Source organism: Nodosilinea sp. LEGE 07088 (genome assembly GCF_015207395.1).
Classification (GTDB): domain Bacteria; phylum Cyanobacteriota; class Cyanobacteriia; order Phormidesmidales; family Phormidesmidaceae; genus Nodosilinea.
Map to the genome: position 1 here is coordinate 132,366 of NZ_JADEWX010000001.1, position 25,031 is coordinate 157,396.

The 25,031-nt window shown below is 53.6% G+C and carries 22 protein-coding genes; 5 read left to right on the forward strand and 17 right to left on the reverse strand.

All coding sequences use genetic code 11. The annotated features are described in order from the left end of the window. Window positions 1-40: 40 nt before the first annotated feature. The 4 genes from IQ254_RS00625 to IQ254_RS00640 all read right to left on the reverse strand — a co-directional run bounded on the left by IQ254_RS00625 (window position 41) and on the right by IQ254_RS00640 (window position 4,477). The gene (locus IQ254_RS00625) at window positions 41-763 is read right to left on the reverse strand and encodes a hypothetical protein (protein WP_193963224.1); all 723 of its coding nucleotides are present in this window, start codon (window positions 761-763) and stop codon (window positions 41-43) included. Beyond that, the gene (locus IQ254_RS00630; RefSeq protein ID WP_228039854.1) at window positions 760-3,573 is read right to left on the reverse strand and encodes a hypothetical protein; all 2,814 of its coding nucleotides are present in this window, start codon (window positions 3,571-3,573) and stop codon (window positions 760-762) included. The genes IQ254_RS00625 and IQ254_RS00630 overlap by 4 nt, the downstream gene beginning before the upstream one ends. After that, window positions 3,503-3,856, reverse strand: coding sequence for a hypothetical protein (locus tag IQ254_RS00635; RefSeq protein WP_193963226.1), 354 nt, complete (start codon window positions 3,854-3,856; stop codon window positions 3,503-3,505). Before IQ254_RS00635 ends, IQ254_RS00630 begins: the two co-directional genes overlap by 71 nt. A 69-nt stretch (window positions 3,857-3,925) precedes the next feature. Continuing rightward, window positions 3,926-4,477 (reverse strand): hypothetical protein, encoded by a 552-nt coding sequence (locus IQ254_RS00640; protein ID WP_193963228.1) that lies wholly within the window; start codon window positions 4,475-4,477, stop codon window positions 3,926-3,928. A 666-nt stretch (window positions 4,478-5,143) separates the two neighbouring features. Between IQ254_RS00640 and IQ254_RS00645 the strand changes: the two genes are divergently transcribed. Together IQ254_RS00645 and IQ254_RS00650 are read left to right on the forward strand one after the other, a co-directional pair. Continuing rightward, window positions 5,144-5,920 carry a ParA family protein gene (locus tag IQ254_RS00645; RefSeq protein WP_193963230.1) on the forward strand — a complete coding sequence of 259 codons (777 nt, stop codon included), beginning with the start codon at window positions 5,144-5,146 and terminating at the stop codon, window positions 5,918-5,920. Continuing rightward, the gene (locus IQ254_RS00650; RefSeq protein ID WP_193963232.1) at window positions 5,913-6,356 is read left to right on the forward strand and encodes a hypothetical protein; all 444 of its coding nucleotides are present in this window, start codon (window positions 5,913-5,915) and stop codon (window positions 6,354-6,356) included. Before IQ254_RS00645 ends, IQ254_RS00650 begins: the two co-directional genes overlap by 8 nt. Window positions 6,357-6,368: 12 nt before the next feature. Here IQ254_RS00650 and IQ254_RS00655 read toward each other — a convergent pair whose 3' ends face one another. The 6 genes from IQ254_RS00655 to IQ254_RS00680 all read right to left on the reverse strand — a co-directional run bounded on the left by IQ254_RS00655 (window position 6,369) and on the right by IQ254_RS00680 (window position 16,367). Continuing rightward, the gene (locus IQ254_RS00655; RefSeq protein ID WP_193963234.1) at window positions 6,369-9,527 is read right to left on the reverse strand and encodes a DEAD/DEAH box helicase; all 3,159 of its coding nucleotides are present in this window, start codon (window positions 9,525-9,527) and stop codon (window positions 6,369-6,371) included. A 1-nt stretch (window position 9,528) separates the two neighbouring features. Next, window positions 9,529-11,031, reverse strand: a complete 1,503-nt coding sequence (locus IQ254_RS00660; protein WP_193963236.1) for a hypothetical protein — start codon at window positions 11,029-11,031, stop codon at window positions 9,529-9,531. A gap of 184 nt (window positions 11,032-11,215) precedes the next feature. Then, a complete protein-coding gene (locus tag IQ254_RS00665) occupies window positions 11,216-11,842 on the reverse strand; it encodes a hypothetical protein (RefSeq protein WP_193963238.1) in 627 nt (208 codons plus the stop codon). Between the two features lie 88 nt (window positions 11,843-11,930). Continuing rightward, a complete protein-coding gene (locus IQ254_RS00670) occupies window positions 11,931-14,738 on the reverse strand; it encodes a DUF1156 domain-containing protein (protein ID WP_193963240.1) in 2,808 nt (935 codons plus the stop codon). Between the two features lie 41 nt (window positions 14,739-14,779). Next, window positions 14,780-15,376, reverse strand: a complete 597-nt coding sequence (locus IQ254_RS00675) for a hypothetical protein (protein WP_193963242.1) — start codon at window positions 15,374-15,376, stop codon at window positions 14,780-14,782. 19 nt (window positions 15,377-15,395) lie between these two features. Continuing rightward, window positions 15,396-16,367 carry an ImmA/IrrE family metallo-endopeptidase gene (locus IQ254_RS00680; RefSeq protein WP_193963251.1) on the reverse strand — a complete coding sequence of 324 codons (972 nt, stop codon included), beginning with the start codon at window positions 16,365-16,367 and terminating at the stop codon, window positions 15,396-15,398. 158 nt (window positions 16,368-16,525) lie between these two features. Here IQ254_RS00680 and IQ254_RS00685 point away from each other — a divergent pair, with 158 nt between their 5' ends. After that, window positions 16,526-16,963, forward strand: a complete 438-nt coding sequence (locus tag IQ254_RS00685) for a hypothetical protein (RefSeq protein ID WP_228039856.1) — start codon at window positions 16,526-16,528, stop codon at window positions 16,961-16,963. A gap of 11 nt (window positions 16,964-16,974) precedes the next feature. Here the strand turns inward: IQ254_RS00685 and IQ254_RS32980 are convergent, their stop codons facing one another. The 7 genes from IQ254_RS32980 to IQ254_RS00720 all read right to left on the reverse strand — a co-directional run bounded on the left by IQ254_RS32980 (window position 16,975) and on the right by IQ254_RS00720 (window position 23,367). Next, window positions 16,975-17,886: an O-acetyl-ADP-ribose deacetylase gene (locus IQ254_RS32980; protein ID WP_228039858.1), complete on the reverse strand. Its 912-nt coding sequence runs from the start codon at window positions 17,884-17,886 to the stop codon at window positions 16,975-16,977. Window positions 17,887-17,890: 4 nt separating this feature from the next. After that, the gene (locus tag IQ254_RS00695; RefSeq protein ID WP_193963253.1) at window positions 17,891-18,274 is read right to left on the reverse strand and encodes a hypothetical protein; all 384 of its coding nucleotides are present in this window, start codon (window positions 18,272-18,274) and stop codon (window positions 17,891-17,893) included. An 18-nt stretch (window positions 18,275-18,292) separates the two neighbouring features. Next, complete coding sequence (locus tag IQ254_RS00700) at window positions 18,293-18,796, reverse strand: PIN domain-containing protein (RefSeq protein WP_193963255.1); 504 nt, start codon at window positions 18,794-18,796, stop codon at window positions 18,293-18,295. Beyond that, the gene (locus IQ254_RS00705; RefSeq protein WP_193963257.1) at window positions 18,793-19,089 is read right to left on the reverse strand and encodes a hypothetical protein; all 297 of its coding nucleotides are present in this window, start codon (window positions 19,087-19,089) and stop codon (window positions 18,793-18,795) included. The genes IQ254_RS00700 and IQ254_RS00705 overlap by 4 nt, the downstream gene beginning before the upstream one ends. 17 nt (window positions 19,090-19,106) lie before the next feature. Further along, window positions 19,107-19,535 (reverse strand): hypothetical protein, encoded by a 429-nt coding sequence (locus IQ254_RS00710; RefSeq protein ID WP_035984305.1) that lies wholly within the window; start codon window positions 19,533-19,535, stop codon window positions 19,107-19,109. A gap of 40 nt (window positions 19,536-19,575) precedes the next feature. Then, complete coding sequence (locus tag IQ254_RS00715; RefSeq protein ID WP_193963259.1) at window positions 19,576-22,803, reverse strand: ATP-binding protein; 3,228 nt, start codon at window positions 22,801-22,803, stop codon at window positions 19,576-19,578. Between the two features lie 417 nt (window positions 22,804-23,220). Beyond that, the gene (locus IQ254_RS00720; RefSeq protein WP_193963261.1) at window positions 23,221-23,367 is read right to left on the reverse strand and encodes a hypothetical protein; all 147 of its coding nucleotides are present in this window, start codon (window positions 23,365-23,367) and stop codon (window positions 23,221-23,223) included. Between the two features lie 89 nt (window positions 23,368-23,456). Between IQ254_RS00720 and IQ254_RS00725 the strand changes: the two genes are divergently transcribed. Together IQ254_RS00725 and IQ254_RS00730 are read left to right on the forward strand one after the other, a co-directional pair. After that, window positions 23,457-23,723, forward strand: coding sequence for a type II toxin-antitoxin system ParD family antitoxin (locus IQ254_RS00725; protein WP_193963263.1), 267 nt, complete (start codon window positions 23,457-23,459; stop codon window positions 23,721-23,723). Beyond that, window positions 23,723-23,953 carry a type II toxin-antitoxin system RelE/ParE family toxin gene (locus IQ254_RS00730; protein ID WP_228039860.1) on the forward strand — a complete coding sequence of 77 codons (231 nt, stop codon included), beginning with the start codon at window positions 23,723-23,725 and terminating at the stop codon, window positions 23,951-23,953. The genes IQ254_RS00725 and IQ254_RS00730 overlap by 1 nt, the downstream gene beginning before the upstream one ends. The last annotated feature ends 1,078 nt before the right edge of the window (window positions 23,954-25,031 follow it).

The following is a 25,031-nucleotide window of genomic DNA, read 5'->3' on the forward strand; positions in this document are numbered from 1 at the left end:
GGGGGTTCACATCCAAGTTGACGTCATGACTAACCGACGTCTAGAACAGACGGGCTTGGGCGCTAATTTGCAGGGTGTCAAGGGCATTACCCAGCGCTTGCAGGCGACGGGCACGGGCCTCTTGATCCAGGTTTTGAGACATGTTGGCCAGGTTGAGGTTGGTCAACTGGGCGTCCTGGCGAGATTGCAGCAGTTCTGACTGCACCGCCCCGAGAATTTCTGACTGACGCGCGTTTTGCTGCGCCATCTGCTTGATCGCCGCTTGGGTAGAGACAGCCGTCTGGGCCGAGTCAGCGTGCTGCTGCACCTGGCCGATAGTGTCCTCAATCCAGGTGATTTTGTCGCGGGTGGCGGCCTGTCCGCTCTGACCTAGCACCGCATCGACCTGGGCGCGGGTGAGCTGCCGGTCAACTTCGTTGGCGGTTTCAAGGCCTGCATAGATGCTGTCGGACTGGGCTAGATCGCCCTCCAGGATGGTTGTCAGCTCCTCTGAGATCGCTGACCGGACCCGATTGGGGTCAACCAGGCCCAGATCCCCCAGGGCGTTTTGGATCACGCCCTCTAGATCGCCAGGCAGCGGCGTGAGCAAGTCGGCAATGGTCTGCTCGATGTAGGTTTTGCTGGTCTCAAAGGCCTGGCGAAAAATGCTGAAGATATCGGTGAACGTGGTATCCACTTGCGAGGCGGCGGCAGGTCTGATCGGTGCTACTAGCAGGGTGGTAGCCAGAATGGGAACGAGGGCAGTGCGAAGGCGAGGGTTCATGAATGACCTCCAGTAGGTAAGGAGTTAAAAGAAGACAGGGGAACTTCAGGATGGGGATTGCGCTCGGCAAACCAGCGCTCTGTGATCGCCGAGAGGGGTTCTCCAGACTGAATCGAGAGCACCAGCAGCCGGGCAAACTCCGCCAGGCCCGTGAAGGTATCCGGGGCATGGCGCAGCACCAAGTCTCGGGTCGCCTGCTCATCGGGGTTATTGGCCACGGCGGCCAGCTGGGCAAAGGCGGGATAGTAGCGGCAGTAGGTATAGAGGCCGTTGTTGTCCAATAACCACTGGCTGTAGATCCCCTCCCGTTTGGGAAAGAAGCTCTCGCTGGCATTGCGGCTGATGACGGTCTTGGGATATTTGAGAATGCGCTCAAAGCTATCCACCGCCATGGGCTGAATGCGACCAATCAGGCGAGTAGTCAAGTTCTGAAAGATCTTGGCGCTGGCGGGAGATTTATGCACCGTGTCAGGATCTTGAGCCGAGATAATCACCCGAATCCCGGCCTTAGCGCCGTTGGCGCAGAGTCGGCCAATCAGGGCTCCAATTTCGTCAAACTCAAACAGAATCGGGGCTTCATCGATGAAGAAGATGGACGCTGGGGCTTCCAGGGCTCGCCGCAGGGCAGCGGCATAAGCAGAAAGGGCCAGCACAGCAGCATCTTCTTCGTTAGATAGATTGCGCAGGGCAAAGACCAGCAGTTGCGCATCGGTCGGAAAGCTAGATGGAGCAGAGATAGCTCGCCCCACCCGGCTAGAGAGCCAGAACCGTAGCCGCAGCTCAATCATGTTCAGGGCCGCCTCGATGTTGCCGCCCACCTGTTGCAATTCCAGCGTTTCTGGCGTGCAAAAGTCGAGGAAGTCAGCCAGGGTCGGCATTTGGCTCCAGGCTGGAGAGCCCAGTCGCCCTTCCATCGCTTCCAGGTAGCGTCGCTGAATCGGGGCATCGACAAAGAAGGCATTGAGCGCCAGCACCAAAATCGAGCGGATGGTCTGAGTCATCACCGAGCTATTGACCCCCGAACCCACAATCATGGTCAGCAGGGCCGACTCCAGGAACGACTGAAAGTCGTCGAGGCGTTCTTTGCGCTCGTCACCGGGCAGGTGACGCAAATCCGGCAGCTCGAACAGGTTGTTAGATTCGCGGGAGATGTCGAAGTAGGCCCCGCCCACCAGCTGGGTGTAGTCGGTGAAGGTCGAGGAGCCATCGGGTTTGGGAAAATCGAGCGCCACGACCGGGAAGCGGTGAGCCAGGGCCTGGGTAAGGATGCCGGAGACCAGTACTGATTTTCCGGCTCGGGTGGTAGCAAACAGGCCCAGGTTCTGGTGCTGGTTGAACAAATCCAGGTGGATTGGCTGGCCCCCTTCTTCAGCAATCAGCTCAAAGCCACTCCTGTCGCAGGGCTGGGTCACTACCAGCGGCATCAGCCCCGGCGCTTCGCCAGTCAGGTAGAGCTGCCGCCGCCCGAAGGGGGTCGCCATCAGCGCTTCCCAGACAATGGGCAGCGTCTGGAGCCACACCTTCCAGGCGTAGTCTTGCTCGCGCTCTACCCAGGCCGGACGGCGAAAGCAGCTCTGGATATAGCGGCAGGCTTCATCCAACTGCTCCAGATCCGGTCGATGCACCAGGAATACAACGGCGGTGTGAATGGGCAGAGCCCCCTCAAAGAGTTCTTCCTGGGCCTCAATCGAGCGCTTCATCTTCAGCTCAGCGGCCACATCCACCGAGTGACTGTCTTCAGCTAACGTAGCCGTCAGGTTTGACTGCTTCAGCATCCGCTGCACGGTGGTTTTCACCAGAGTTTCGTTGGCCCGAGTCAGCTGGCAAAAGATTTCGGTATCGGCCACCGTCTCGCGGGAGAGGATCTCCCACAGGTAGCGGAGTTGGGCTGATTCACTAGCCCAGCCGCCGGGCTTTTCGAGGAACGTCAGTGGAGCCACATACCGTCCTTTAACCTTGACCCAGGTTTTTCCGGCGGTGGGCACCCCTGCCCTTGTTAGCAAGGTGGTGCTGTGAATGTCAGAGTTGACCTGCTCGTGCAGACCGTCCTGATCCAGGATGATCAACTGCGGAATGTCGATGGGGTCACTGGCGTTGAAGCGGCCCCACAGCAGGCTCCACAAATCTTGTTCACTCAGAGGCTTCACCGAGAGGCCCATCTTGGTTGAGAGCACCTGCTCCCAAAGCAAAAAGCCATCGGTAAAGGCCTTGGTGATCACCGTTTGCAGGCGCTGGTTTTTGGCCTGGCGTAGCTCCCCCGTAAACGACTTCCACAGGGTTTCGCCCCTGCTGATCACCCTCTCGATCATGTCTTGGGCTCCTTCGGCACCGCTCTGCACGGTGTAGGTGACGTACAGCCGCAGAAACTTGGGTTTGCGCAGGCCTTGCTGGGTGAGCTGTTGGACCCTGGCCCGTTCAGCGGTGAGCAAGAACTTGAGAGCCTGGTTGGGGGCGATCTGGGTGAGCTGGGCTAGATCCTGCTGTCGCTTGCAGTCCGCCGAAAACGACCCCAGATGAATCGTCAGCCGCTCACCGTTGGGCAAATCCTTCAGTCCCGATTCCAGCTGGTCAAAGACTGTCTCCACCTGTTCATCGGTCAACGTGTTGTGAATGCCCCGGCAGTCGAAGCCAAACACAAAACAGAGGTGCTCCCGGTTCTTGCCCTTCGTGAGGACGTAGGCTCCAACCTGCCGCCCCCGCAGCTCGATTCGCAGCATAGCGGCGAGGTGGAGCGCATCTTCAAAGGGCGTCAACGTGCTGACGAACTGGTTGCCGAGCTTGAGTCGGTGTTTGCCGATGGTCTGTTTCATCGTGGGTAAACCTCAGATATCGGGCATAGCCGCGACTCCAGGTGGGAGTCGGCACAAATTTTGCGGTGAACTTCCAACTCTGCCCCCCAGTGAGAATCCACCAGGTAGACATGCCCCAGGCGGCAATAAAACCTATGGAAATCCAGCTGAGGCTGAATCCTCGGCCCAGCAGGTAGGACGCCCCCGTGATGCAGAACCAGGGAATGATCTGGTCTGCCGGAATGGGTCCTAACCGGGGTTGCGCCCCCAGGATGGTGTTAACGGGACGAAATTGAGATGCCATAAGCAGCCCAGCAGTGCTGAAAGAACAATTGGAGCTGCACCCTCGATCTGAATGGCCAAACACCGACAACTAGCCGGTGATTAGTGTGGTCAGCACATCACCTGCGGTGACGGCAATGATGATGATTAACGGGGTTCGAGCAATAGTCTGCCAATCCTCATCCTGGCGGGCTCCGTTAATCACCCGCACAAGCGAGATGCCGACATAGAGCAAAAACAGACCCCGCAGCACGTTAAAGACCAGGGGAATTGCGTCTCCCGCATCTGCCCCAAAGTTGCTCTGCATCCAGGTTTCGGCACCACCGAAGAACTGGGCCTGAGCGGGAAAGGCGAGCAGAGTGATCAGCCAGAACAGCCCTAAACCCAGGAGCCGCCCAGTCTTTCGCCTGCCCCCCTGGGCTTTGGATGCCCGTCTGGATAAGGAACGAGAGGGTGTTATGTTCTGCTTCCAAGCCATACCGATCAACCCTGCCACCGCCAGCACGACCAGTAAGGCGGGGCCATGGATGAGGAGATCTAGAGTGAGACATAGAAGCGCTACGGCAAATGGTGGCAGGTCTGGAAGCGGGTTCATCCGACCTACCATTCGTTCCATCAACGGAAAAACGTAGAGAGTTTTCATGGCTCAAATAAATTGAGTCCGACTGATTGTTGAAGTCTCCTGAAATCAGTCAGATGACATGACTCGCGTGCTCACCAATGAGTGATCTATCCCACTCAAATTGCATGAAGATTTGATCAATATAACAATATTTTCTGGCAGTGGGTTAAATAGGAATTTAGATTGTGAATCTCGACTCGGGCGGTTTAAGACCATGCCTAAAGCCTATACAAGATGATGGATACTGTGCCTTATTCCGTAATCTTGCGTGATGTTAATCAAGCTATTGAGCAATCTCTGAAACTACTTAAATGAGAAGATAGCTTTTATACCTGGGCTGTACATAGCCACTAAAAAATAAAAAATTGTCATCAACTTATATGTTCTATTAGACCTGTCTTAAAACTCTATAGATCAAGTCGGTGTCTATCTATAAGATATTGTTCGAAGCGACGTAAGGCTATCCCTTCGGTTCCCTTATGCCACAGATACTTTCAACTCAAAAGTCAAGCTTCAACTGACAAAATCATGTGAAAACTGATTTACAGACACAAAAATAAATGTCTTGACGTCAATACGTCTTGATGCATTTATATTCACGGCCTTAAATGGCGGCATGGTCCCTGGTGAGTCTAGTCACCTAATGGTGATCAGGGCTGAGCGTTGCACTGGGAGTGAAACACAGCTATGAAGACGTTAAGTTGTTTGTCGCTCTCTGGGGGGCAAGGGAAAACGTCGGTATCGCTGCTGCTGGGGCAGCTCTTGGCGCACCGAGGCCAGAAGGTACTGATGGTGGATGCTGATCCGCAGGCGAATCTGACCTTTTATTTAGGCCATGACGTTCAGGCGAATGAACCCACCCTGTTGGAGGTACTGAAGCGACAGGTGGAAACAGCCGATGGGATCTATCCGCTGGCGAAGGCGAATCTGTTTCTGATTCCGGCAGATGAGGGGCTGCACAAGGCCCAGGAATACTTGGCCACCATCGGGATGGGAGCCCTGGCTTTGCGCCACAGCCTGGAAGCCGTGGAAGAGCTGTTTGACATTTGCATTATCGACTCGCCGCCCCAGCGCACCCAGATTTGCTTATCGGTAGTAGGGGCATCGGAATGGGTGCTGATTCCAGCGGAGGCCTCGACCAAGGGGGTGAATTCACTGCTGCGTAGTTTGGAATTGCTGGAGGAATTGGGGCGCATACGGGCGTTTACAGGGCAGGTTCTGGGGGTGCTGCCGTTTCGAGATAAGTGGTTTGGTAGGTCTCAGGCGACGGATAGCCGAGAGGCCATAGCGGCTATGCAGCAGGTGGCAGGGGCAATTCCGGTGCTGCCATCAATTGTGGAGAGTGAGCGCTACAAGCAAGCGATTCGGCAGGGGCAGCGGCTGTCAGAAATAGGGTACGCGGAGCTGGAATATCCGCTGTACAGGGTGATTGAGGCGTTAGAGCAGGGGCAAGGGAATGGCTGAGGATGCGCTGGAACGGTTGATGCAGCGGCAGCGCCCGAGTGTGCCGCCCCGTGCCGATGGGTTGGGGGCAGAGTTACCTGTGAAGTCTCCTCAACAGGTGGCAATTGGGGGCAATGGGTCGGGATATAGTGACTCTAGCGAGTCTGCGAGTGTTGACGTCAGTATGTCTGTTAGCCAAGATGATGAGGCGGAGTTACCGCAGCTAGTGCGGACGACCACCCGGTTGGAAGAAGAGATTGATAAGGCCCTGCGCCACCTCTGTATGGATGAGAAGATCACCAAGGAGGTGTGGTTTGAGGCGGCATACCTTTACCTGGCGGAGCACCCCAAGGCGATGCAGGCGGTGAATGGGGTAGCGAAGGAGCGCTACCAGCGGCGGAAGCGGGCAGCGGATTTGAGGAAGCTGGAAACGATGCAGAAGCGGCTGAAGGGATAATTCAATATCCACTCATTTCGTTAATCTTTCCAGTAATAGCATTTCAAATAGAGGGTCTTCCCACGTCATCATCCGTAGGGAAGGGCTTCCCTCAAACACCTCGGGCCGGAACGTTACCGAATAAGTTTGTTGTTGATAGACCAGTTTCCAGATGTTGGGGTCTGTTTGAGAAAAATGAACTCCTTTAGCTTTAAGGAGGTTCGACTGGGTGAATGTCGCCTCCACAACCTCGGGGCTGATTGCAGAGGGAGTCAGCGGTCGCCGAATTTCTTGCAGGTCGGCTTCCACATCGCGTTTTACCATGTCATCGAGGGCTGGACGCTGGGGCGGAGCTGAGAGAACGTTGTCAAACTCCGAGAGTAGAACGTCTTCTTCTTCGGCATCGACGCTCATGGTGGCCCGTTCGATGAAGGTGGGCACCTGGGCCAGGATGGGCTGGAGGTTGCCGACGACAGATTCAAAGGCCCCAATGCGATCGCGCAACTTCCTATAAACCTTTGCCTCCACTGTGCCGTCGTAGTAGAAGTTGTGGATGGTGACCGTAGGGTATCGCTGGCCAATGCGGTCGATGCGACCAATGCGCTGCTCCACTCGCATGGGGTTCCAGGGCAGGTCGTAGTTAAACAGCACCCCGCAGGTTTGCAGGTTCAGCCCCTCACTGGCGGATTCGGTACAGAGCAGGATTTTGATCTCGCCATCGCGGAATCGGGTTTTGATCAGCTCCTTGGGCACGATCGCCCACTGGCCATCGCGCCACAGTTCGCCGCCGCGCCCGGAGTAGCAGGCCACCTGGCTGCCGTAGAGTTCCCGCAGCTGCTCGCGCAGAAAGTCCATGGTGTCGGTGTACTGGGTAAAGGCGATCGTACTTTCCCGGTTCACCAGCTCCTGGCGCAGGGTGGCAATGAAGTGAGCCAGCTTGGTGTCTTCTCCAGTGTTCTCAAATTGCCGCAGCAGGGCTTCTAGGTGCTCAATTTCTCTAGGGTCTACGGGTTCCATGTAGCCCTCTAGCCCTTCGATCACCGCATCGTCGGCATCATCTAAATCCGCCAGGTCATCGGCGGTAAGGCTGCTGCCCTGCTGGGTAATCAGCGAGTCGAGTCGGCGCTGGAGGGATTGCTGAATGGCATAGAAGGAACTGGTCAACCGTTTACGGTAGAGAGTCATCAAGAAGCCCAGGGCTTTGCGCTGCTCTTTCTGGGCCAGGCGGTAGAAGTGGCGCACGTAGTCGCTCACTTGGCGGTAGAGGTCGGCTTCGCGGGTGGGTTCTAGGGTGATGGCGTTGTCGCACACTTCGCGGCGGGGCACGTCTTTTTCTAGCAGACCGAGGCGGTAATACTCCCGCAGGGTATCCCGCGTGTGGCGGAACATCATATCTTTGAGGGGAGTGTTGGTGGAGAGGAATTGTAGGGAGGCGGCGAGAAAGGCCTTGTCTTGTAGGAAGAGGCGATCGTTGATGGTTATTTTCAGCCGCCCCCGCCAAGCATCTTCCACTCGGCTGGCCAGCATGCGGTCTTGCTGGTTGAGGTGCTGCTGGAGGCGGGGGCAGGGCTGGCCGCCATGGGCAAAGTAGTCGGCAGACATCGTTTGCCAAAAGTTCAGCAGGTGGCGATCAGGCTTGCTGCCCAGCGACGCAAAGTAGTCGCAGAAGGTATCGCCATAGGCCCAATGGCCCTCTAGCCCCAGCACATGCAGCAGGTCAAAGACCTCGATGGGGTCAATTTGCATCGGGGTGGCCGACAGCAAAATCAGGGCTTTGGTTTTATCGCGCAGCTGCTCTAGCAGTTGCAGCAGGCGGTTGGGGGTGTCTTTGCGGGCCTGGGGCGATTTGCGGCGGGCGTGGTGGGCCTCGTCGAGAATAACCAGATCCCAGGGTTCGGCATCGAGCAGTTCTTGCATCCGCTCTTGGCGGCGCACTAGGTGGCTAGAGGCCAGAATCAGGTTTTGGCTATTCCAGGGGTTGCCGGTGGGCGGGGTAGTGTGGCCGTAGGGATCTTTGAATTCGCCCTGGGTGTAGCTCCAGAAGTGAAGGTTAAACTTTTCGCGCAGTTCTTCGTGCCACTGGGGCTGGACGCTGGCGGGAGCCAGCACCAGGACTCGCTTGACCTTTTGGGATACCAGCAGGTAGCGGAGAATTAGCCCGGTCTCAATGGTTTTGCCCAGGCCCACTTCATCAGCAATCAAAAAGCTGCGGGGAAATTCGGCGGCGGCGCGTTTGAGGATTTTGATTTGGTGGGGCCAGGGCTGGATGGGGATGGATCTGAGGCAGGCGCTGAGGCAGCCGGGGTCTTGGTGGATGTTGGCGATCGCCCGAAACATCTCCCGCTCTCTAGCCAGGGTGGCCTCATCAATGGGGATGTTTGGCTTCACCTCCTCGGCAGGCTCTGGGGTGGGAATCTCTAGCTGCTCGCGCTCCTGTGGGGTGAGGGGGCGCTGGTTGAATTCGTCGTCGGCTGTCCAAAGGGGCTTTTGGGGTGGGGCGTAGCGGATCAGCTTGCGTTTGACAGCTTCGGGCACTTCAAACACACGGACACTAGGGATTTGGTTGTGCCAGTGCTGCTCGAAGCGCAGCGTTTCTTCCTGTACACGGGCTAGGTCGCGATCGCCCTCCCAGGAGCAGAAGACGTGGAACGATTCGACGTTGAAGTTCCAGCCGCCGCTGGATTCGTTGTTGGAGCCGGTGGTGGCGATCTGGTTGCCGTCGGCGTCGGTGAAGAGGCAGACTTTCTCGTGATAGATGTAGTGGGTGTTGATGGCCTCGTCAGGGTCGAGGGGTTGGCCATCGTGGCGCAGGGGGATGGCGATGCGGATATCGAGGCGATCGCTCTGAATCAGCCAGCTAAGGATTTCGAGGCGTTTGAGTTGGGCAAAGTTGGTGGGTGGGGTGAGGTTGGCGTCGAGGCGGGCGGCGACGGCATCGCGGAGGGTGTAGCCCTGCTGGATGGCCTGGAGGTCGGTTTTGCTGAGGTGGCAGCTCATGATCAGCCGGATGCGGCCCTCGTTTTGGAGGAAGGCCCCCAGCCCCCCAGCGACTTGGCTGAGGATGGCGCTGTTGAAGAAGCCAGATTTGCGATCGTACTGGGTAGATCGCTCTAGGGCGGGGATATAAAAGTCGGCGACGGGGTTGCTGGTGTCGCTGGCGTAGCTGATCTTCCAAGGATAGCCATTTAACATCTCACCAACTTGCATCCCTTAGTGTTAAGTCGTATCGAGCATCTGCGACCAGTGTATGACTGGTAATTGTGCCCTTCATCATTTCTCCATAAGCAATGCGGTCAAGATACTTACCCTCGTAGCCCAAGCGCCATAAAAGAATTTCATCTATCCATTGAATAGCTTTGAGGATGACTGCGATTCTTTCATTGGTGTCCATAGTGCTCACTCTGGGATGAACAGCGTCATTCCGCACATTGAGGAAAGCTAGCACATCGTTAGCATCGGTGTGTCCTCTCGTAGCTGTCAGACCAATACGTTCAAGAGTTAACATCAGACGCTTGGTCGTAACACTGACATTCTGCTGAGAAGAACTACTACCTAAATTCCACACGCTTTTTGCTGTATTGCGAGTCCGACCATCAATAGCAAACAAAAGTTCATGGTTTGATTTGCTGGTGGGGTTAACTTCGTCCTCAACCAAGACTTGATAGCTTAATCTCTCAAGGGCTGCTCCAGCCGCACTGGCAGCAATTTGCCAATCACCAAATCGAGTAGCCTGGAAATATTGAATCAGAACAAAATAAAATGTCTCCCTCCAGCCGGAAGAAGATAGCATACTCCGAAATGCAGGAAAACAGCCTATAAGAGCCTTTAAATCACTGATCCAAACAAACCAACTTTGCCCCAAAAGTTCCAGGCTTGTGGTTTGCAGATTAGTAGTGAAACTTGCAAATTCAGTGGTAAATGAAGGTGTATCTCTAGAAGACATTTGATAGGTTTTTGCTTCAATATATAAAGGAGCTACAAACCCACAGTTTGCATAAGAAAGTAACCATGAAATGTTTTGAATCATAGCTTCACTTTGTTCAAGATTCAGCTTTTCAAGAGATTCCCAGTTTTCTAGGTGAGAACGCCTAGGTTGATACAGCTCTGCTTCACAAGTGAGATAGCTGCCAATACTCTTGCGCTTGTCATCTAACCAATCCATGGCCTCTTTGCGAATCTCAAGACGAAGATTCCAATTTGAGTCCAATGGAGCATCAATAAATTTCCCTTCTTCGCCTGATGCTATTTCTCTCGCAGGCAAGCCTGGTGTGATGAGTCCTTTTTCAATGACTTTGTATTCTAGGATATCTTGTGCCAAGCAATATGACAAAACCTTCGTATTTGTCAAAAGAAAGTTAAAGCTTTGGCCGTTTGAGTTTTTGTTGCCGAGCACAAGTTTAGTTGCACGACCTGCAAATGACAACAAGGTGGCAACTGAACTATATGATTCTCTATTTTGAGTTAAATCTTCTAGGAAAAGGGCTGGAGCAGTTAAGGGATGTTCTCTGAAACTCTCGCGTAGTTTCTGAATATCAATAGAATCATCCGCAAAAAGCTCAAAATCCCATTCGATGAATGCCGATGGATAAATTTGCAGTTTTGCGTTCAATCTTCCGGTAACTTCATCGACTACAGCAAGGTTATCGTAAAGATCAAGGGATTCAGACAGGAGCAAGTCTTTTCGATTTGGAATCATTATTAAGGATTGATTGAGAAAAACATATTGAGCGGTATTAAATTCTTAGATATAAAGCTTGTTGCCCCTCCTTGAAGTCCAGCTCCCGCTGCACGTAGAGCACCCCGGCCTAAATCTCATCCATAGCTAGCCACATGTTCGCCAGCGTCTTCTTTTCCACCATCGTTTGCGTTCGTCGTCATTTCTAGCTCAGATTTTGTTCACACAGCTGAAATATGTAGCGCAGTCGCCCCAGCAACAGATCCATATCCCCGGTGGAATATACGGGAGTTTCGTAGACTGTGCCATCTGGAATCATGCGGTAGAACTGCCAGGCTCGACCATTGGTGACAATGCCGTAGACATCAATCTCGCGGCCCGACTGCTGGTTTTGCCACTGGCAGGCCTGCATTTCGACCAGGCATTGGGCCAGCCCTTTCTCAAAGTCGTCCTTTTTGGCTTCGATGATGCAGAGTAGAGGAATGTCTAAATACCGCTTTCGCTCGGCGATTAGGTAATCGACGTAGCCTGCGGCAGTGTCGCCTTCGAGCTGTGCTCCTTTCCAGATTTTGAGATGGTCAGTGCTCGCGATCGCCTCTTCGCAAATGGCATCAATCAGCAGCTTTTTCGATTCTTCGTAGCCTTCTAGGTCAAAGGTTTGCTCTAGGCGGTGTAACCGCTCTTGAAAGAAGGCGCTGGGTTCCAGCGGGGGCGCTTCTAATTCCCAGGGAATGAGATCATCTAAGTTGAGCTGCTTGAAGGCTTCTGCATAGCTAAAACTAGAAAAGTTTTTCTTTTTAGATTTTGGAACTTTAGCCGATGTACTCGCCATAATGCTTATCCCCTATGAACTCCCAACTAACTCTATGGTGACGCAAATACCAGACCCTCTGCGCGTCCCCCCGTCTCTCTCTCCGTGTCTAAAACAACCCCATCTGGCCTTCTTCTAGCGGTAGCTCTGGCTGTACGTAGAGCACCTTCGCCTGAATCTCATCCATCGCCAGCCACAGGTCGGCCAGCGCTTTCTCTTCCACCATGCGTTTGCGCTCGTCGCCGATGTGGGGGATCGCCTTCAGGGCCACTTCCCAGGCGCGCATGAAGAGATCGTTGCTGAGTAGGCCGGTGGTTTTGAGGAAGCGGCGGACGGGGTCGATGCTTTGTTCTTCGAGGTAGAGGGCGATGATGGCGTGGAGGCCATCGACTAGGGCGATCGCGGTAAACTCGTCGGGGTTGGTGGAGAAAGCGCGTTTTTTGAGGCGCTGTTGGGGGGTGAGCAGTTTGCAGGTGCCGCTGGCGGAGTCGATCAGTTTGTGGGTTTTGGCGAGGTCGCTGACGTTGAAGCCGCCGACAGCGAGGGCGAGCTGTCGCGCTTCATCGAAGGGGAACTCGCGGGCGCGGAAGGCATCCCAGGCGAGGATGTACCACTGGGTGAGGGGGTCGAACCCGGCGGTGTCGGCTTCGAGCAGTTTGCGGAAGCGGTAGTTGGCGATCGCCTTGCGAGCTTCCCCAAAGGCGACTTCGGGCCGCATTTCCACGCCGGAACTGTCGAGCACGGGCCAGGCGCGGCTAAAGACGTTGAGGGCGGGGCCAAAGGCGCTGAGGTAGAGGTCGATGCCGCCGATGTCGTTGGCTTCAAATTCGGGGGCGCGTTGCTCGACGAGGTTGGCGAGTTCGGGGCGCAGGTCATCCCACCAGGCGGAACCGGCGTTGGGGTCACGCTTGCGGCAGACGAGGAGCACGGTGCTGGAGACGGAGTTTTTCTGCGCCTGGTGCAGGTTTTGCGGGTTCTCGGTGCTGACGGCCCAACTGGCGGTGATTTCAAAGCCTGCGTCGATGAGGGATTTGGCGAGTACGTCCCAGGCACCGGAGTCTTTGTGGTTGAACTGGACGGTCATGACGCCGTCGTCGCGGAGGACGCGGAAGTATTCGGCAAAGGCAAGGGCCATTTTGGCTTCGTAATCGCGCCTAGCCAACTGTTCAGGAGAATCGCCCATTCCTCTAAAACGGCCAGGATTGGCAATCGCTTCACGGTCTTTATCTGTCAGTTCTAAGGAAAATAGATCTGGCAAGACTGAAATCAAGTTTTTTCTAAACCAAACATAGAAAAAGTCAGAAAGCTCTGCGTAACGAATAGAGTCATAATACGCAGGATCTGTGACAACAGCAAAAACTGATTTACTGGGAATGCTGTGTAGATCATCAGCAGAGTAAGCTTGAACTGAAATAGGTTTTCTTGCTTGCTCTAGAAAATCCCCCAAGAGCCCAGCTTGGCTTCCCAAATATGAACAGAGCTTTGGATAGTCAGAAACAACTGTTTCTGCACTCCATCTGTAAAGCCTACTAGCCCCATTGATTTCTGGATAATTCCACATCAGACTAAATGAATGTTGCCCTGACGCAGCTTGTGGGACACCAACTGAAGATTGCCAATGTGAAAGTTTTGAGTTTTTGTCAATACTTCTACTGCATACCAAAGATAAATAAATCAGTATGGCTTCAGTCGTACTTGGGTCGTAGCTTTCTTGAAGAAGTATCCGGGCTTCTGAAATTACTTCTACATAAGCAGCTAGGGTTAGCAACTGCCGGTAGTTAAACATCTGCTTCCAGAAGTAGATTCCATAGAGGTACATGTCAGGACCTCTGTGAGTATTGGAAGGTATTTCCTGAAAAGGCAAAAACTCAGAGATCCGATGCTCTTCTTTTGAGTATACTTTTTTTGCTTTGGCAGCCCCTTGTAGATCTAACTCTGTAGGCACTCTGATTTCAACGACTCCTCCTTTTTTACGATATGCAACAGCGTATAATCTGTCTCCAAGTTTTTGGGATACAGCAAATTCTTTAATATAGTCGTCTTCCAATATGCTGTCGCAATGTAAGCATTTTGCAACTCCTCTGGAAAGAGTTGCAGAATCATCCGGATTATATTCTTCTTCGAGCAGCTGAATGGTTTTTCCTTTACCCTTACTGCCCTTAATTAGATGAAAGTCAACGTCCTTAGTTAAAGCAACCGAGACTGGTTTTACAGAGCACCATCTATTCCAGTTCTGTTTCTCAGGGCGATTATAGACCCACCAGTTTGGACTTAACGGCACGACTCCCTGACAATTGGGACATTGAAGCGTGTGTACCCAAAGATAGTAGAGCGTTTCCTCCCCCTCCTGCGACGGAAAAAACTCCGCTAGCCGCTTTTCCGCCTCATCGCCAACCCACTTCACCCACTTATCAATCTCATGCTGCAAATCTGGCCCAAACTTTAGCGGATACTCCATCGCCGCCTTCATCGTCACCACCGCCACCGGGTTCAAGTCGCTCGCCAGCACATTCAACCCATACCGCACCGCCTCAAACGGAATGCTGCCACCCCCCGCAAAGGCATCTAGCACCGTCGGCGTGCGCGTGCCCCAGGTCTGCTCACACAGGTCATGCACCTGCTTAATCCGCTCCGGGCTGGGCGGCGTTTTATATAGCTTCGTCGTGCTGTCTGGGTGCCCCGCCACCCGCCGGTTTAGCCCCAGCAGATACTCAAACTCCTCCATCGTCACCGTGTCCGGCAGCAGCGAGCCCAACACACTCGCCCGACTAAACGACAGCGGCTTGCGCGAATACCACCGATGCAGCCCCTTAAACGGGTTGCCCCCATGCTCGTAATACACCTGCTTATTCAGCAGCGTCACCGGAAAAATCTTCTCGATGAACACAGCAGGGCGCGTGGGCTTGGGGTCGGTCATGGTGAGTCAAAGTTAGGGGCAAGGGGAGACGCGGGGAGCCTCTACAGCACTAATAAGTTACCCGTCTCATTTCGGAGGCGATCAACTTCTGCCTGTAATCTCTGGATGATGGCGGATTGATCCGCGAGTTTGAACGCTTCTGTGACAGAAAATTCACACTCGACAGCGTTGTTGATGCGGCGATAGATCGTATTGAAATCAGTGGACTGTTGAATTAGCTGAATCACGAGCTGCTCTAAACAAATGATTCGGTGCTGGAGGCGAGCTAAAGTCGTTGTCATTCCTGAGTTAGCAAGCGCTCTTAGACATCGCTTATCAGCTGTCACAATAAAGAATTCTGATTCCTCTTCAGTCGCAGAGAGAAGTAATGCCTCTCCTTGATCAATCCCCATAACGCCTAGCAACTGCTGATATTCCAGACTTGTCGGACTGACAGAAGCTTTGTCAGATTTATCAGTAACCTGGCAAGCTCTGGTACAAATTTCCTGATTATATTGAGCCTGAATATTTGGAGCACGCCTGATATAGCCAGAGGCCGTTGGTAGCACTCGGATCGATGGATCAGTAACGCCCCACGCTTTCATCGTTTTCCAGAAAAGATTGTAGGCCGACAGCTTGATGATGATGTCGTTATCCAAAAAGTAAACGACCAATCGACTATGCCCCTATCACCAACCGCAAATATTCTTGGCTATCTCGATCTAGTCTTTCCCAGTCAAGGTTGTGAATCAGATGTTGGTTGATCGTATTGGGTGCTTTTTGAATTGGCTCAAAGGTTTTCAGGGCTTTCCCTGCAATGCCCCATTCTTCTTTGATATCTCGTTTCCAGCCGTAATTGAGGCAAACTATTCCGGGGTCAACGTTATCCCGCCGAGAAAAACGCCGAGCAGTTGTCACTAAAACATTGGGGTATAACCGGGCTCTCCACTCGTAATTGTTGGGATTTCCTAAGAGGAGAGTGGCAGCGATCGCGTTAGCCTCCAATTCTTCGGGATCTTGCTCTTCCTGAGTAATGGACTCATCCACATAGAACTGTTCCTGAACATGGCCCGCTAGGATATGGCCAAGCTCATGAGCCAAAATAAACGCTAACCATGCCGCAGCCTTGCGGGCGCAGCAAATCACAATAACGAGCCGCCCATTAAAACTGGCAACCATACCATCAATTTTCTTAGTGCCTTGTGGCGGCGAGAAATGGACTACTGGGATACCATGCTGCCAACACAGAGCCAAAAGGCTATCGAGATTAACCCAGCAGCCACGTGCCAAGATGCCCTGGCGTAATGCAGCCGCATCTTTCCGAAGCTCATGGTAAGAGGGCAAAACAGCGTAACTCACCAATTCCGCCACTCGGCTAGCCAGCCCTTGAACAACCTCAAGGCTCTGTTTGCTGGTGTCCTGTCGTTTCTTAAACTTAGCTTGGGCTTGCCCCTTAAATGCGATTTCCGCTTCAGGGGAAAAGACAGAGGCGATGTCTAAACCTAAGCGCTTGGCAATGTAGCCCGCTGCCTCGGCAACCACGGTAGGGTCATCCTCCAGATCAGCATCCCACCAGGTGGGGAGGGCGCGATCGCGCACGTATTTAGCCTGGAGCCCTTTCTCTTCCAGGCGCTCCAGCAGGTTGGCCATACTTAGTTGTGTGTAGCCCACCACCTGAGTAGTCACGATTTAATACGTATGTACGCCAAACTTAGTACCTCATATTAATCTATCGTGTCATATCCGTCTTCCTCTATGTCATGGCTTGGCTAAACCTTGATAATCTCTGGGCCTCCAAGACTGCCCTGATGCGACTGGTTGAACGCTACGACCTGTCGGGTTATCGCACCAGCCATCTAGAGATTCAAAAGCTGGCCTATTTGCTCAAAGTGGCCGGTGAGCCAGGGTTGCAGGGGTTAACCTACCGCCGCTCACACTACGGCCCCTATGCCTATAACCTGAGCCACGCCCTAGGCGGTATGGAGGTCGGTAATGGTTGTGATCAAGGCAGCGATCGTCCCTTTGAGCGCGTCAGCCAGCTAATCGAAGGGTTTGAAACCCCCTACGGCATTGAAATGCTGGCAACCCTCCACTGGGTGGCTCAGGAAGACCCTCAAGCTGCTGTTGATTACGAGGTGGCTATTGAGCGGGTGCAGGAATGGAGCGATCGTAAGAAGAACCTCTTTAAGCCCCAGCATCTTGCAATGGCCTGGAACCACCTCAAAGCCCAAGGTTGGTTTGGCTAGTGCTCTTGCATTTACAGCGTCGATAACGTTGCCTGATAAACCTGATGGGCCTCGTCGCCAAAGCAGATAAACCTGACCTCTTCAACAGAAGTTGAACGGCTGAGAAAAGCGGTTACTTCAGCCATCGCAATGCGTGTGGCCCGCTCTAGCGGGAACCCATAGACACCCGTACTGATAGCAGGAAATGCCAGGGTACGAATTTCATGGGTGACAGCCAGGGCTAGGCTATTACGGTAACAGCAGGCCAATAGCTCATCTTCACCCTGGTGCCCACCTTGCCAAACCGGCCCCACGGTGTGAATCACCCATCGGGCAGGCAGATTATATCCCTGCGTAATTTTGGCCTCCCCAGTGGGGCAGCCACCCAGCGTTCGACATTCTGCCAGCAGTTCAGGTCCAGCCGCCCGGTGGATAGCGCCATCCACACCACCCCCACCCAATAGCGACTCCTTGGCTGCATTGACGATCCCATCCACCTGCTGGCGGGTAATATCTCCCTGAACGACTCGAATTCGCTGCTGTGAATCTGAACGAAATGCTTCCATTTGCCCCCGAATCGCCGCTAGGCGCTTCAGGATTGCCAAGATCTGCTCATTCTCAACCATCTGAGCCAGGTGCCCGCTATTGAACCGATCCGCACGAACATGGGTTGTGATCAGTTTCTGTAGGGTCTCTAAATCTGCTGACTCGATCTGCCTGGGATTCTCAAGATACTTGGCAGCCTCATCTTTCCAGGCAACCCAGTTGAAATCAATCACCAAGTTCTCACGGTAAAGCCCCTTGATGAACTGGTTAAACTCTGGAGCATAGATATAGGGATCCATCATGCTCAAATCTGGGCGCACCTCGTACAGACTGCTGGGTGTGCGCTCAAAAATTGGCATAAAAGCAAGAATGCGATCTAATCCATCGGGGGTGGTCATAGGGTTACGCCTCCAGGGTGGCCGGTGACTCAATGATGAACCACTCGTGATAGAGAATAGCCAGGTAGAAATCTTGGTTGGGGATGCGGTCACACACCGCCATATACCCACTCACAAACCAGTCGTCGCCGTAGGTGGTGTCTTTCAAAAATAGGGTGAGGGAATTACCATCGGCGCTCCAGATGGTGCGGAGGATGGTGATGTTGTCGTGGTGCGATCGCTCCACAGGAAGCAAAACCGCCCGCCCCTCAATCATCATAAATTCTGGGTCATACCACTCCAGCACTGAGGCCCAATCCTCCGGCCCCTCATGCTTCTCAATAATGCGATCCCACCGGACAGATTTGATTACGTCTAAAGACTCTTCAGCCAAATCTGAAAGTTGCATTGGTATTTACCCCCAATCTTACTTTTTCCAGTTTAGAACTCGAATATGGTTAAAGTTGACGGTATCAATCTCTTTACGCTGGAGGGTAGCTGCGAGCTTTAAATCATCTGTGAGCACTAAATAGCTTCCCTGAGCCACCTCCAAAATGCCACAGTCTGTCAAGCCAAATTTCTGGAATTCTTGTAATTGAACTAACTGCTGACTGGGTTGGTAGATCTCTTCCATTTGGCCAATGACTTGTCGAAAAAACTGAAAACATTTAGAACGCTCCGGCTCCCCCAGTTGATTGGTAAGGCTATTGACTTCAGTCAAGATATTTGGTGTAGTAACCACCTTTTGAAAAGACTTTAGAATTTGAGCTAGCAAGTCAAAATCTTCGGGAGTGAATTGCTTAGTTCTCTTAAACAACGGAACTCTTTGTCTGTTGACCAAGCCTACGATGTAGAGCAGTAAGATATTGGTGTCAACTAAAATCCCTGCTTGCTGATAGCGTACAAATACAGCTCTAACTTCTTCAATCATACATTGCGAATTTTCATGGCCTTCACTTCCCCTGTCTCCGCATCAATCTTAAACTGCTTGTAATCTCGTTGTTTTTGGCCTTGAATCATAGCAAATGAAGTATCTACAGGTCGTGCAAACCCTAAAGTAATAAACCAGAACTTTTCATCCTCTGATAGTTCAACTTCCTCAAGGCGAATATCAATAATTTCAGCACCAATTTGGGGGGCAAGACTTTGTAAGAAACTGGTTGCGTTTTGAGCAGCTGTCTGAACATCGACTGTTGAAATTGCTGGGCTATTAGCTTTTGCCATACTTACCTCCTACTACATCAGTCTCCTAGTAAAACCCGCATGGCCTTCAGGGCCGGACGCTTCTTCCCATTACTCACTTTACCAAACCAGTAATGGGCCTCCTCGTTACTCATGGCCGCAATACCCTCCGTCACATTGGCAATTCGCTCCGGCTTCGACAACGGCTGCAACGCCTGAAACAACAGCGCCAGATTCACCCCCGAGGCCTCACTGAGTACATAGGGAGCCTGCCGCTTGTAGCTCAGGGTCTTGGGGTCATAGTTATTCGCCTTCAGCGCTTGGTAAATCGCCTGCCGAGCCTGCACCAGCGGCTTACCCTTCAGCCGCCCCACCCGCTTGGCCGCAGGACGCTTCTTTTCCCCCGCCTTTTTGTAGGCACACTGGTACAGCTCCAGAGCAAAGTCATTATTGCTCAGGGGGACAACTCGAAGCTGGAACTCTTGCATGGTGTCGCGAATCCCACAAACCGGGAAGAAGACGTCAGGTCTAGTATTCTACTCTGACTCTCAAATTCATCCTATCGACAGGGTTCCGGGTCAACGCCTGCTGAAGCCCCTGGATCTCCGCCCCCCCTGGGGCCATCGGAGCATTCAGCTTGAGCCTCACGGTCAGCGTCAGGCTAGCCTGGGTCTCCGGCAAGTTCAGCATGCCATTCAGCGTGCTAAAGAAGCTTTGGAACCCGCGCACATCTCCCTGGTACTCTAGCCGCACAAACTGCTGCCCCGTTTGCACTGTGACAAATTGCTCAATATCAAACTGGTAGCGGGCCAGCAGGGGCAGAGTCGTGCCCAGCTTGCGGTAGTCCGTCACATCGCTCACCGAGAAGCCTAGAGCGGCGATCGCCTGCGGCTGATAATCCCCCAGCCAATCCGCCAGGTCGTTGAAGATCTTGGTGGGGCTACCCTCAAAGTCCTTTTCGGTGGGCTTATTCAACAAAGAAAGGGTTTCATACCCCCCATTCCCCTCGCCGCCATTGATCGACTTGTCATTCCCCGCCGGGTACAGCACCACCGTCTGCACCGCCTCGCCCATTTCCCCAGTACCGTAGTCGGCCACCACCTTAAACTGAGTCGTCTTGGCTATCTGCCCCTGATGCTCATCCGAGGGCAAAAACTCATCACCCACCAGGCTGCCATCCTGATACAGGCTGACCTTCAGCGCCTCCTTGGCCCGCCAGCGCACCTGCACCGTCCGCTCGTCGCCGCCCCCGGCCAAAAGCTGAGCACTCAGCTCCACCACCTTCGGCTCAGGCGGCTTCAGCAACCCCCGCCGGTAAAGCTCTGCCCGCTCAGAAAACTCGATAGTGGTAGGCGTCCCCACTGGAGCCCCATCGGTTTTGATGTAGAGCTGCTCTCCCACCTTGAGATCCCACTGGCCTTCGGTTAAACCCTTGCGGATCGTATCCCGCAGCTTGGACACCTCTGCATCCAGCAGCATGTTCAGCGCTAAGTCCTTGGCAAACTGCTCCCGCAGACTCTTGGTCGTCCAGTGGTCCAGCCCCGTAGGCCACACCTTTTGCAGTAGGTAGGCGGGGGCGTATGGGGCCGCATCTTCGCTACGCACCTTGCCGCAGTCCTTCAACGCCTTCAGCACCACATCCTGCTGGTTGCGGTTGCCCTTCACGGTGCTGGCATCCTGGGCGGGCAGGGGGTAATGCATCAACCCCTTGGGCGCTTTCACCGGGTCATTAGCCGGGTAGAACAGGTGGCGGTAGGCGTTGGTCAAGGCAATCCGCACATCCAAGTCCATGCTTCCTTCTTTCCCTTTCAGTTGCTGTTGCTGGTTCTCCGAGAGGTCATCCATGCGGTTTTGACTGCGCAGGATGGCCCGCACCGCCTTAAACTCGCGGGTAATGTCGATCGCCCGGTCTAGCTCCTGCTCGTTGGCCAGCAAAAACAGCAGCCGATTGCGAAAGATGCGAAACTTGCCCGACTCGCCCGTGTTGTTAAAGATTTGCTCAATCAACGCTGGTGGGCCGTCCGTGGAGCTGCCGATCTTCGCCTCGTTAAAGTCGATGATGCACAGGGCAATAGTACTGGGGTCATCGTCCACATCGTGGGCACCTTCAGGGCCAGTTACCAGCTGAAAAAATTTGGTGGCAAAGATCGTATCGCGCCGGGTGCGGAGTTCTTCTTTAGCCTCGGTGACACCAACCTGCTCTTTCTCCTCAGCAATGATCTTGTTGATGGAGGGTTCTTCTTTGAACCGAGCTACAGAGGTTATCGGGTCTACATCAAGGTACCAGGCCACCCCGCTCAGCCGCTCTAGGGCACGGTCTACGAAGCTAATGTCTACCCCTGGCGTCAGCAGCGACAGATTCAGCTCAGTGCGACGAATGCCCGACGAAATGCCCTGGGTGAGGGAGTGCAAGAAAATCGTGCGACCTACCCAGGTAGAAAACGGTGGCTTACCGGCACTGATCCATTCCTGGTCTTGCAGCTGGGCGTGGGCCTCGCGACCCGTGGGGTTGTAGATATCAGCTCCAATCGGCATGCGCATCAGGGGCCGCTGGAGCCGTGAGGTTAGATCATTAGTAATTTCATCTTCTAGCCCCACCGGTAGGTGGTGGGGATGAATCATCGGCATGCGACTATCTGGGTGCTGCCACAGGTAGCGCACCAGCCGGGCAAACAGACGCAGGGCTCCCCGCGTGCGCTGAAACTCAGGGATAGAGGCAATCTTTTTGGTCAGCAGGTTAAACAGTTCAGGGTGGAAGGGGTAGCTGTTGGCGATCGCCCTAGCGTAGGTCGCATCTTTACAGCCGTCAGGCAGGTTCACCCGGCTCGCCCGAAACGCTTGTAGGTACTCCTCAGAGGCTTTCTCCGCCGCCTCGGCGCTAATGCTGGCAAACAGCCGTTGCCGCACAATGTTGTAGACCTCGATGTCGGTACTGGGGCTCAGCACTCGCTCCTGTCGGGCCGAGGCCCGAATCAGCTCCTGCTGAATCTCTGCGGTTTCCTTGGCAAAGGTGTCGGACTCTGAGGCCAGGGAATAGACGAAGACCAGGTTGTTGCAGGAGGCCGCCTGATCCATCAGCGAGAACAAAAAGGCCACCACCTGCTCGGCCAGGGTGCTCTGCCCCACCGTTTTGGCCTTTGCCGCCCGCAGGTGGCGAGCAATCTCATCCAATATGATCAGCGTCGGTTCTTGGCCAATCAGGCGATCAATCACCGAGGTGCCGGGGCTAATGCGATTTTCGTCTGCGCCCCGCAGTAGTTGGTAGCCGTCAATGCCGCCGATTTGGTAGGCAATTTCGCCCCACAGGGTGTAGGTGGTGATGCCCGTGTCGGGGTGGTACACCCCTGCCTCTGGGTCCAGATCTCGTCCATCCACCGCCGCCACCTGAATAGGGCGATCTGGAATTAGCGAAATATCATCCACAAAGCGGTTAAGCCCATCGATCTGCCGCCCCTGCTTGGCCATGTGCCACAGGGCAATCTCGTCGTGGGTTTTGCCGCCCCCAAAGCTGGTCTCTAGCCGAATGACTGGAGAGCCGACCAACCGTCCAGTCAGCCGCCCAAAGACCTCAGTAATCAGGGTTTTCAGGCCATCAGTCGGAAAGGTGTTGGCCAGAAAAACTGCGGGTTTCTGGTAAATCTGGGGAGCTTTGCCCTCCACCACAGGCCGGAGCTTGGCTGCGAACAGATCGAGGGAGAGGTCACCAGAGCGAATCTCGTCTCTAGGGACGCAGGTATCGAAGACGGATGGCAGCATGGGGAAGTAACTGACGCTAGAGCAAAGGGCACAGGAGATACAATCTAGACCTCATCCTCAGAATGCCCTAGCTCACAACATAATCAAAGTGCATACTCAGGGTGCTATGAGGGTATCCCTCATCCCTATTACAACGCTTTTGGCAGAAAGCAGAACATCACCCCCGAGAGCTTCATCATCTTTTAGGGCAGCCATTGGCTCACCGATCTCTGCCTGCCAACCATTATTTACCTAGCAAAGCATCCAGTAGCTACCTCAAAAACGGTAGACAACGGTAGACGCCCGGTAGACAGAGTGTCTACCGGGCAAAAGCCTTTATCCATAAGTCCTTCAGCCATTTCGGTAGACGGTAGACACTTTCCTAGCAATTCCCCATTGGCAAACCCTGTCTACTTGTCTACCGTTTCGCTATAACCCTTACCCATCAACACTTTCAGCGGTAGACACCCCGTCTACCGTTTCCTCAAATCTGTCTACCGTGTCTACCGTTGTCTGCCACCGCAACCGATTCCCCATCCCATGGGTTTCCCCGTCCCCCATCAAGGCTTCAATAGAGGGTTTCATAGTCAACCTTTCTGTTCAGTATCCAGTACCGCCACCGGGCAAATATCGACAAGGACTACAATCAAAAGACAAAGACAACCACCCTATTAATGCAAATTGTCCTTACCCCTGAATTAGAGCAACTCATCCAGCGCCAAATCGCCGCAGGCAAATACCAATCTGCCCTAGATGTCATCACAGCAGGCATACACCTGCTCGACCAGCAAGATGACATCTATCAAGGGCGACTCCCCGAACTCCAGCAAAATGCCCAAATCGGCTGGGAAGCAGCCCAGCGCGGCGACCTCGTCGAAGGCCCTTCCGCCATGGCCCAAATTCGAGAAAACCTCCGGTCTCGTCACGCCTCTGCCGAATAATGCCTGCTCAGTTTTACCTTACTCAGCCTGCCATTCAAGACATCGAGGCCATTGCAGACTACATTGCCGGTCAGACTGGGCTCCAGCAGGCCGAGCGCTTCCTCTCAAAGCTCGATGCCAAATTCGCCAGAATCACCCAATTCCCTAATCTAGGGCGGCCACGCGACAAAATCCTCCCAGAGCTACGCAGCCTCTCAATGGAGAACTACCTCATTCTCGGCGTTGCTTAACGCAAGTATGATTTGCCCCCCAGAATTGGGGGTTTTAGGGGGCCATGCGGGGTGCCCTGGTTGTAGCCTTTTAACTCAAGGGCTAGGTCAACTTCTTCACCTCTGTAGGTGTTGTTGACCTCGTACCCATCGTGCTTGTTGCCCAAGACATCGTATGAGAAAGTCTCCCAGCGGGTCATAATTTTAGCCATTACTCCTCTTTGCTCTTGCTAACACTAATGGCTTGCTGCAGTTCTCGAAGCAGGACAAGTACTGTTCGGTCCTCACTTGATAAAAAGGCTTGGTCACTCAAAGCCTTCACTGACTTATATACGGTGGGCACTAAATGGTCGGGAAATTCGATCTGCATGTGATCTCTCCTACTTAAGCAGTGGTCATTGCATCATTGAGAGCGCGTTGTCTCGCATCCTGATGCTCTTTTGTGCAGCCGTATACTACGTTCAGCCTATAACCTAACTCTTCTAATTCTTCTTTGAGATTAGTGAACTCAGGCTCTGTGCACTCGGTGGTCATCAAGAAGATTGCTTTAAGGCTGCACGCGCCGTGTTGGCCTACGTGCTCGTAGCTTAGGCGGCGTTGCTGAATGGCAGTATGAATTTGCGAAATCCGGAAGGAGTTTTCAAAGATTTGAGCCGTCGCTTCATACCCTGAATCAGCAACGCCTCATTCTCTATACCGCAACCGAATCTAGAGTAGACATCTTGCGAGTCGTCAGTGGCTACCGCGACCTAACGAGTTTGTTCACAGACAACGACGAGGAGTAATCGACTTTCGGTAGACACGGTAGACGCCCGGTAGACAGGGTGTCTACCGGGCAAAAGCCTTTATCCACAATCTCTTCAGCCATTTCGGTAGACGGTAGACACTTCCCTAGCAATTCCCCATTGGCAAACCCTGTCTACTTGTCTACCGTTTCGCTATAACCCTTGTCCATCAACACTTTCAGCGGTAGACACCCCGTCTACCGTTTCCTCAAATCTGTCTACCGCGTCTACCGTTGTCCGCCACCGCAGCCGATTCCCCATCCCCTGGGTTTCCCCATACCCCATCGCCTCCAGCTCCAGAAAATGAGCGCGAA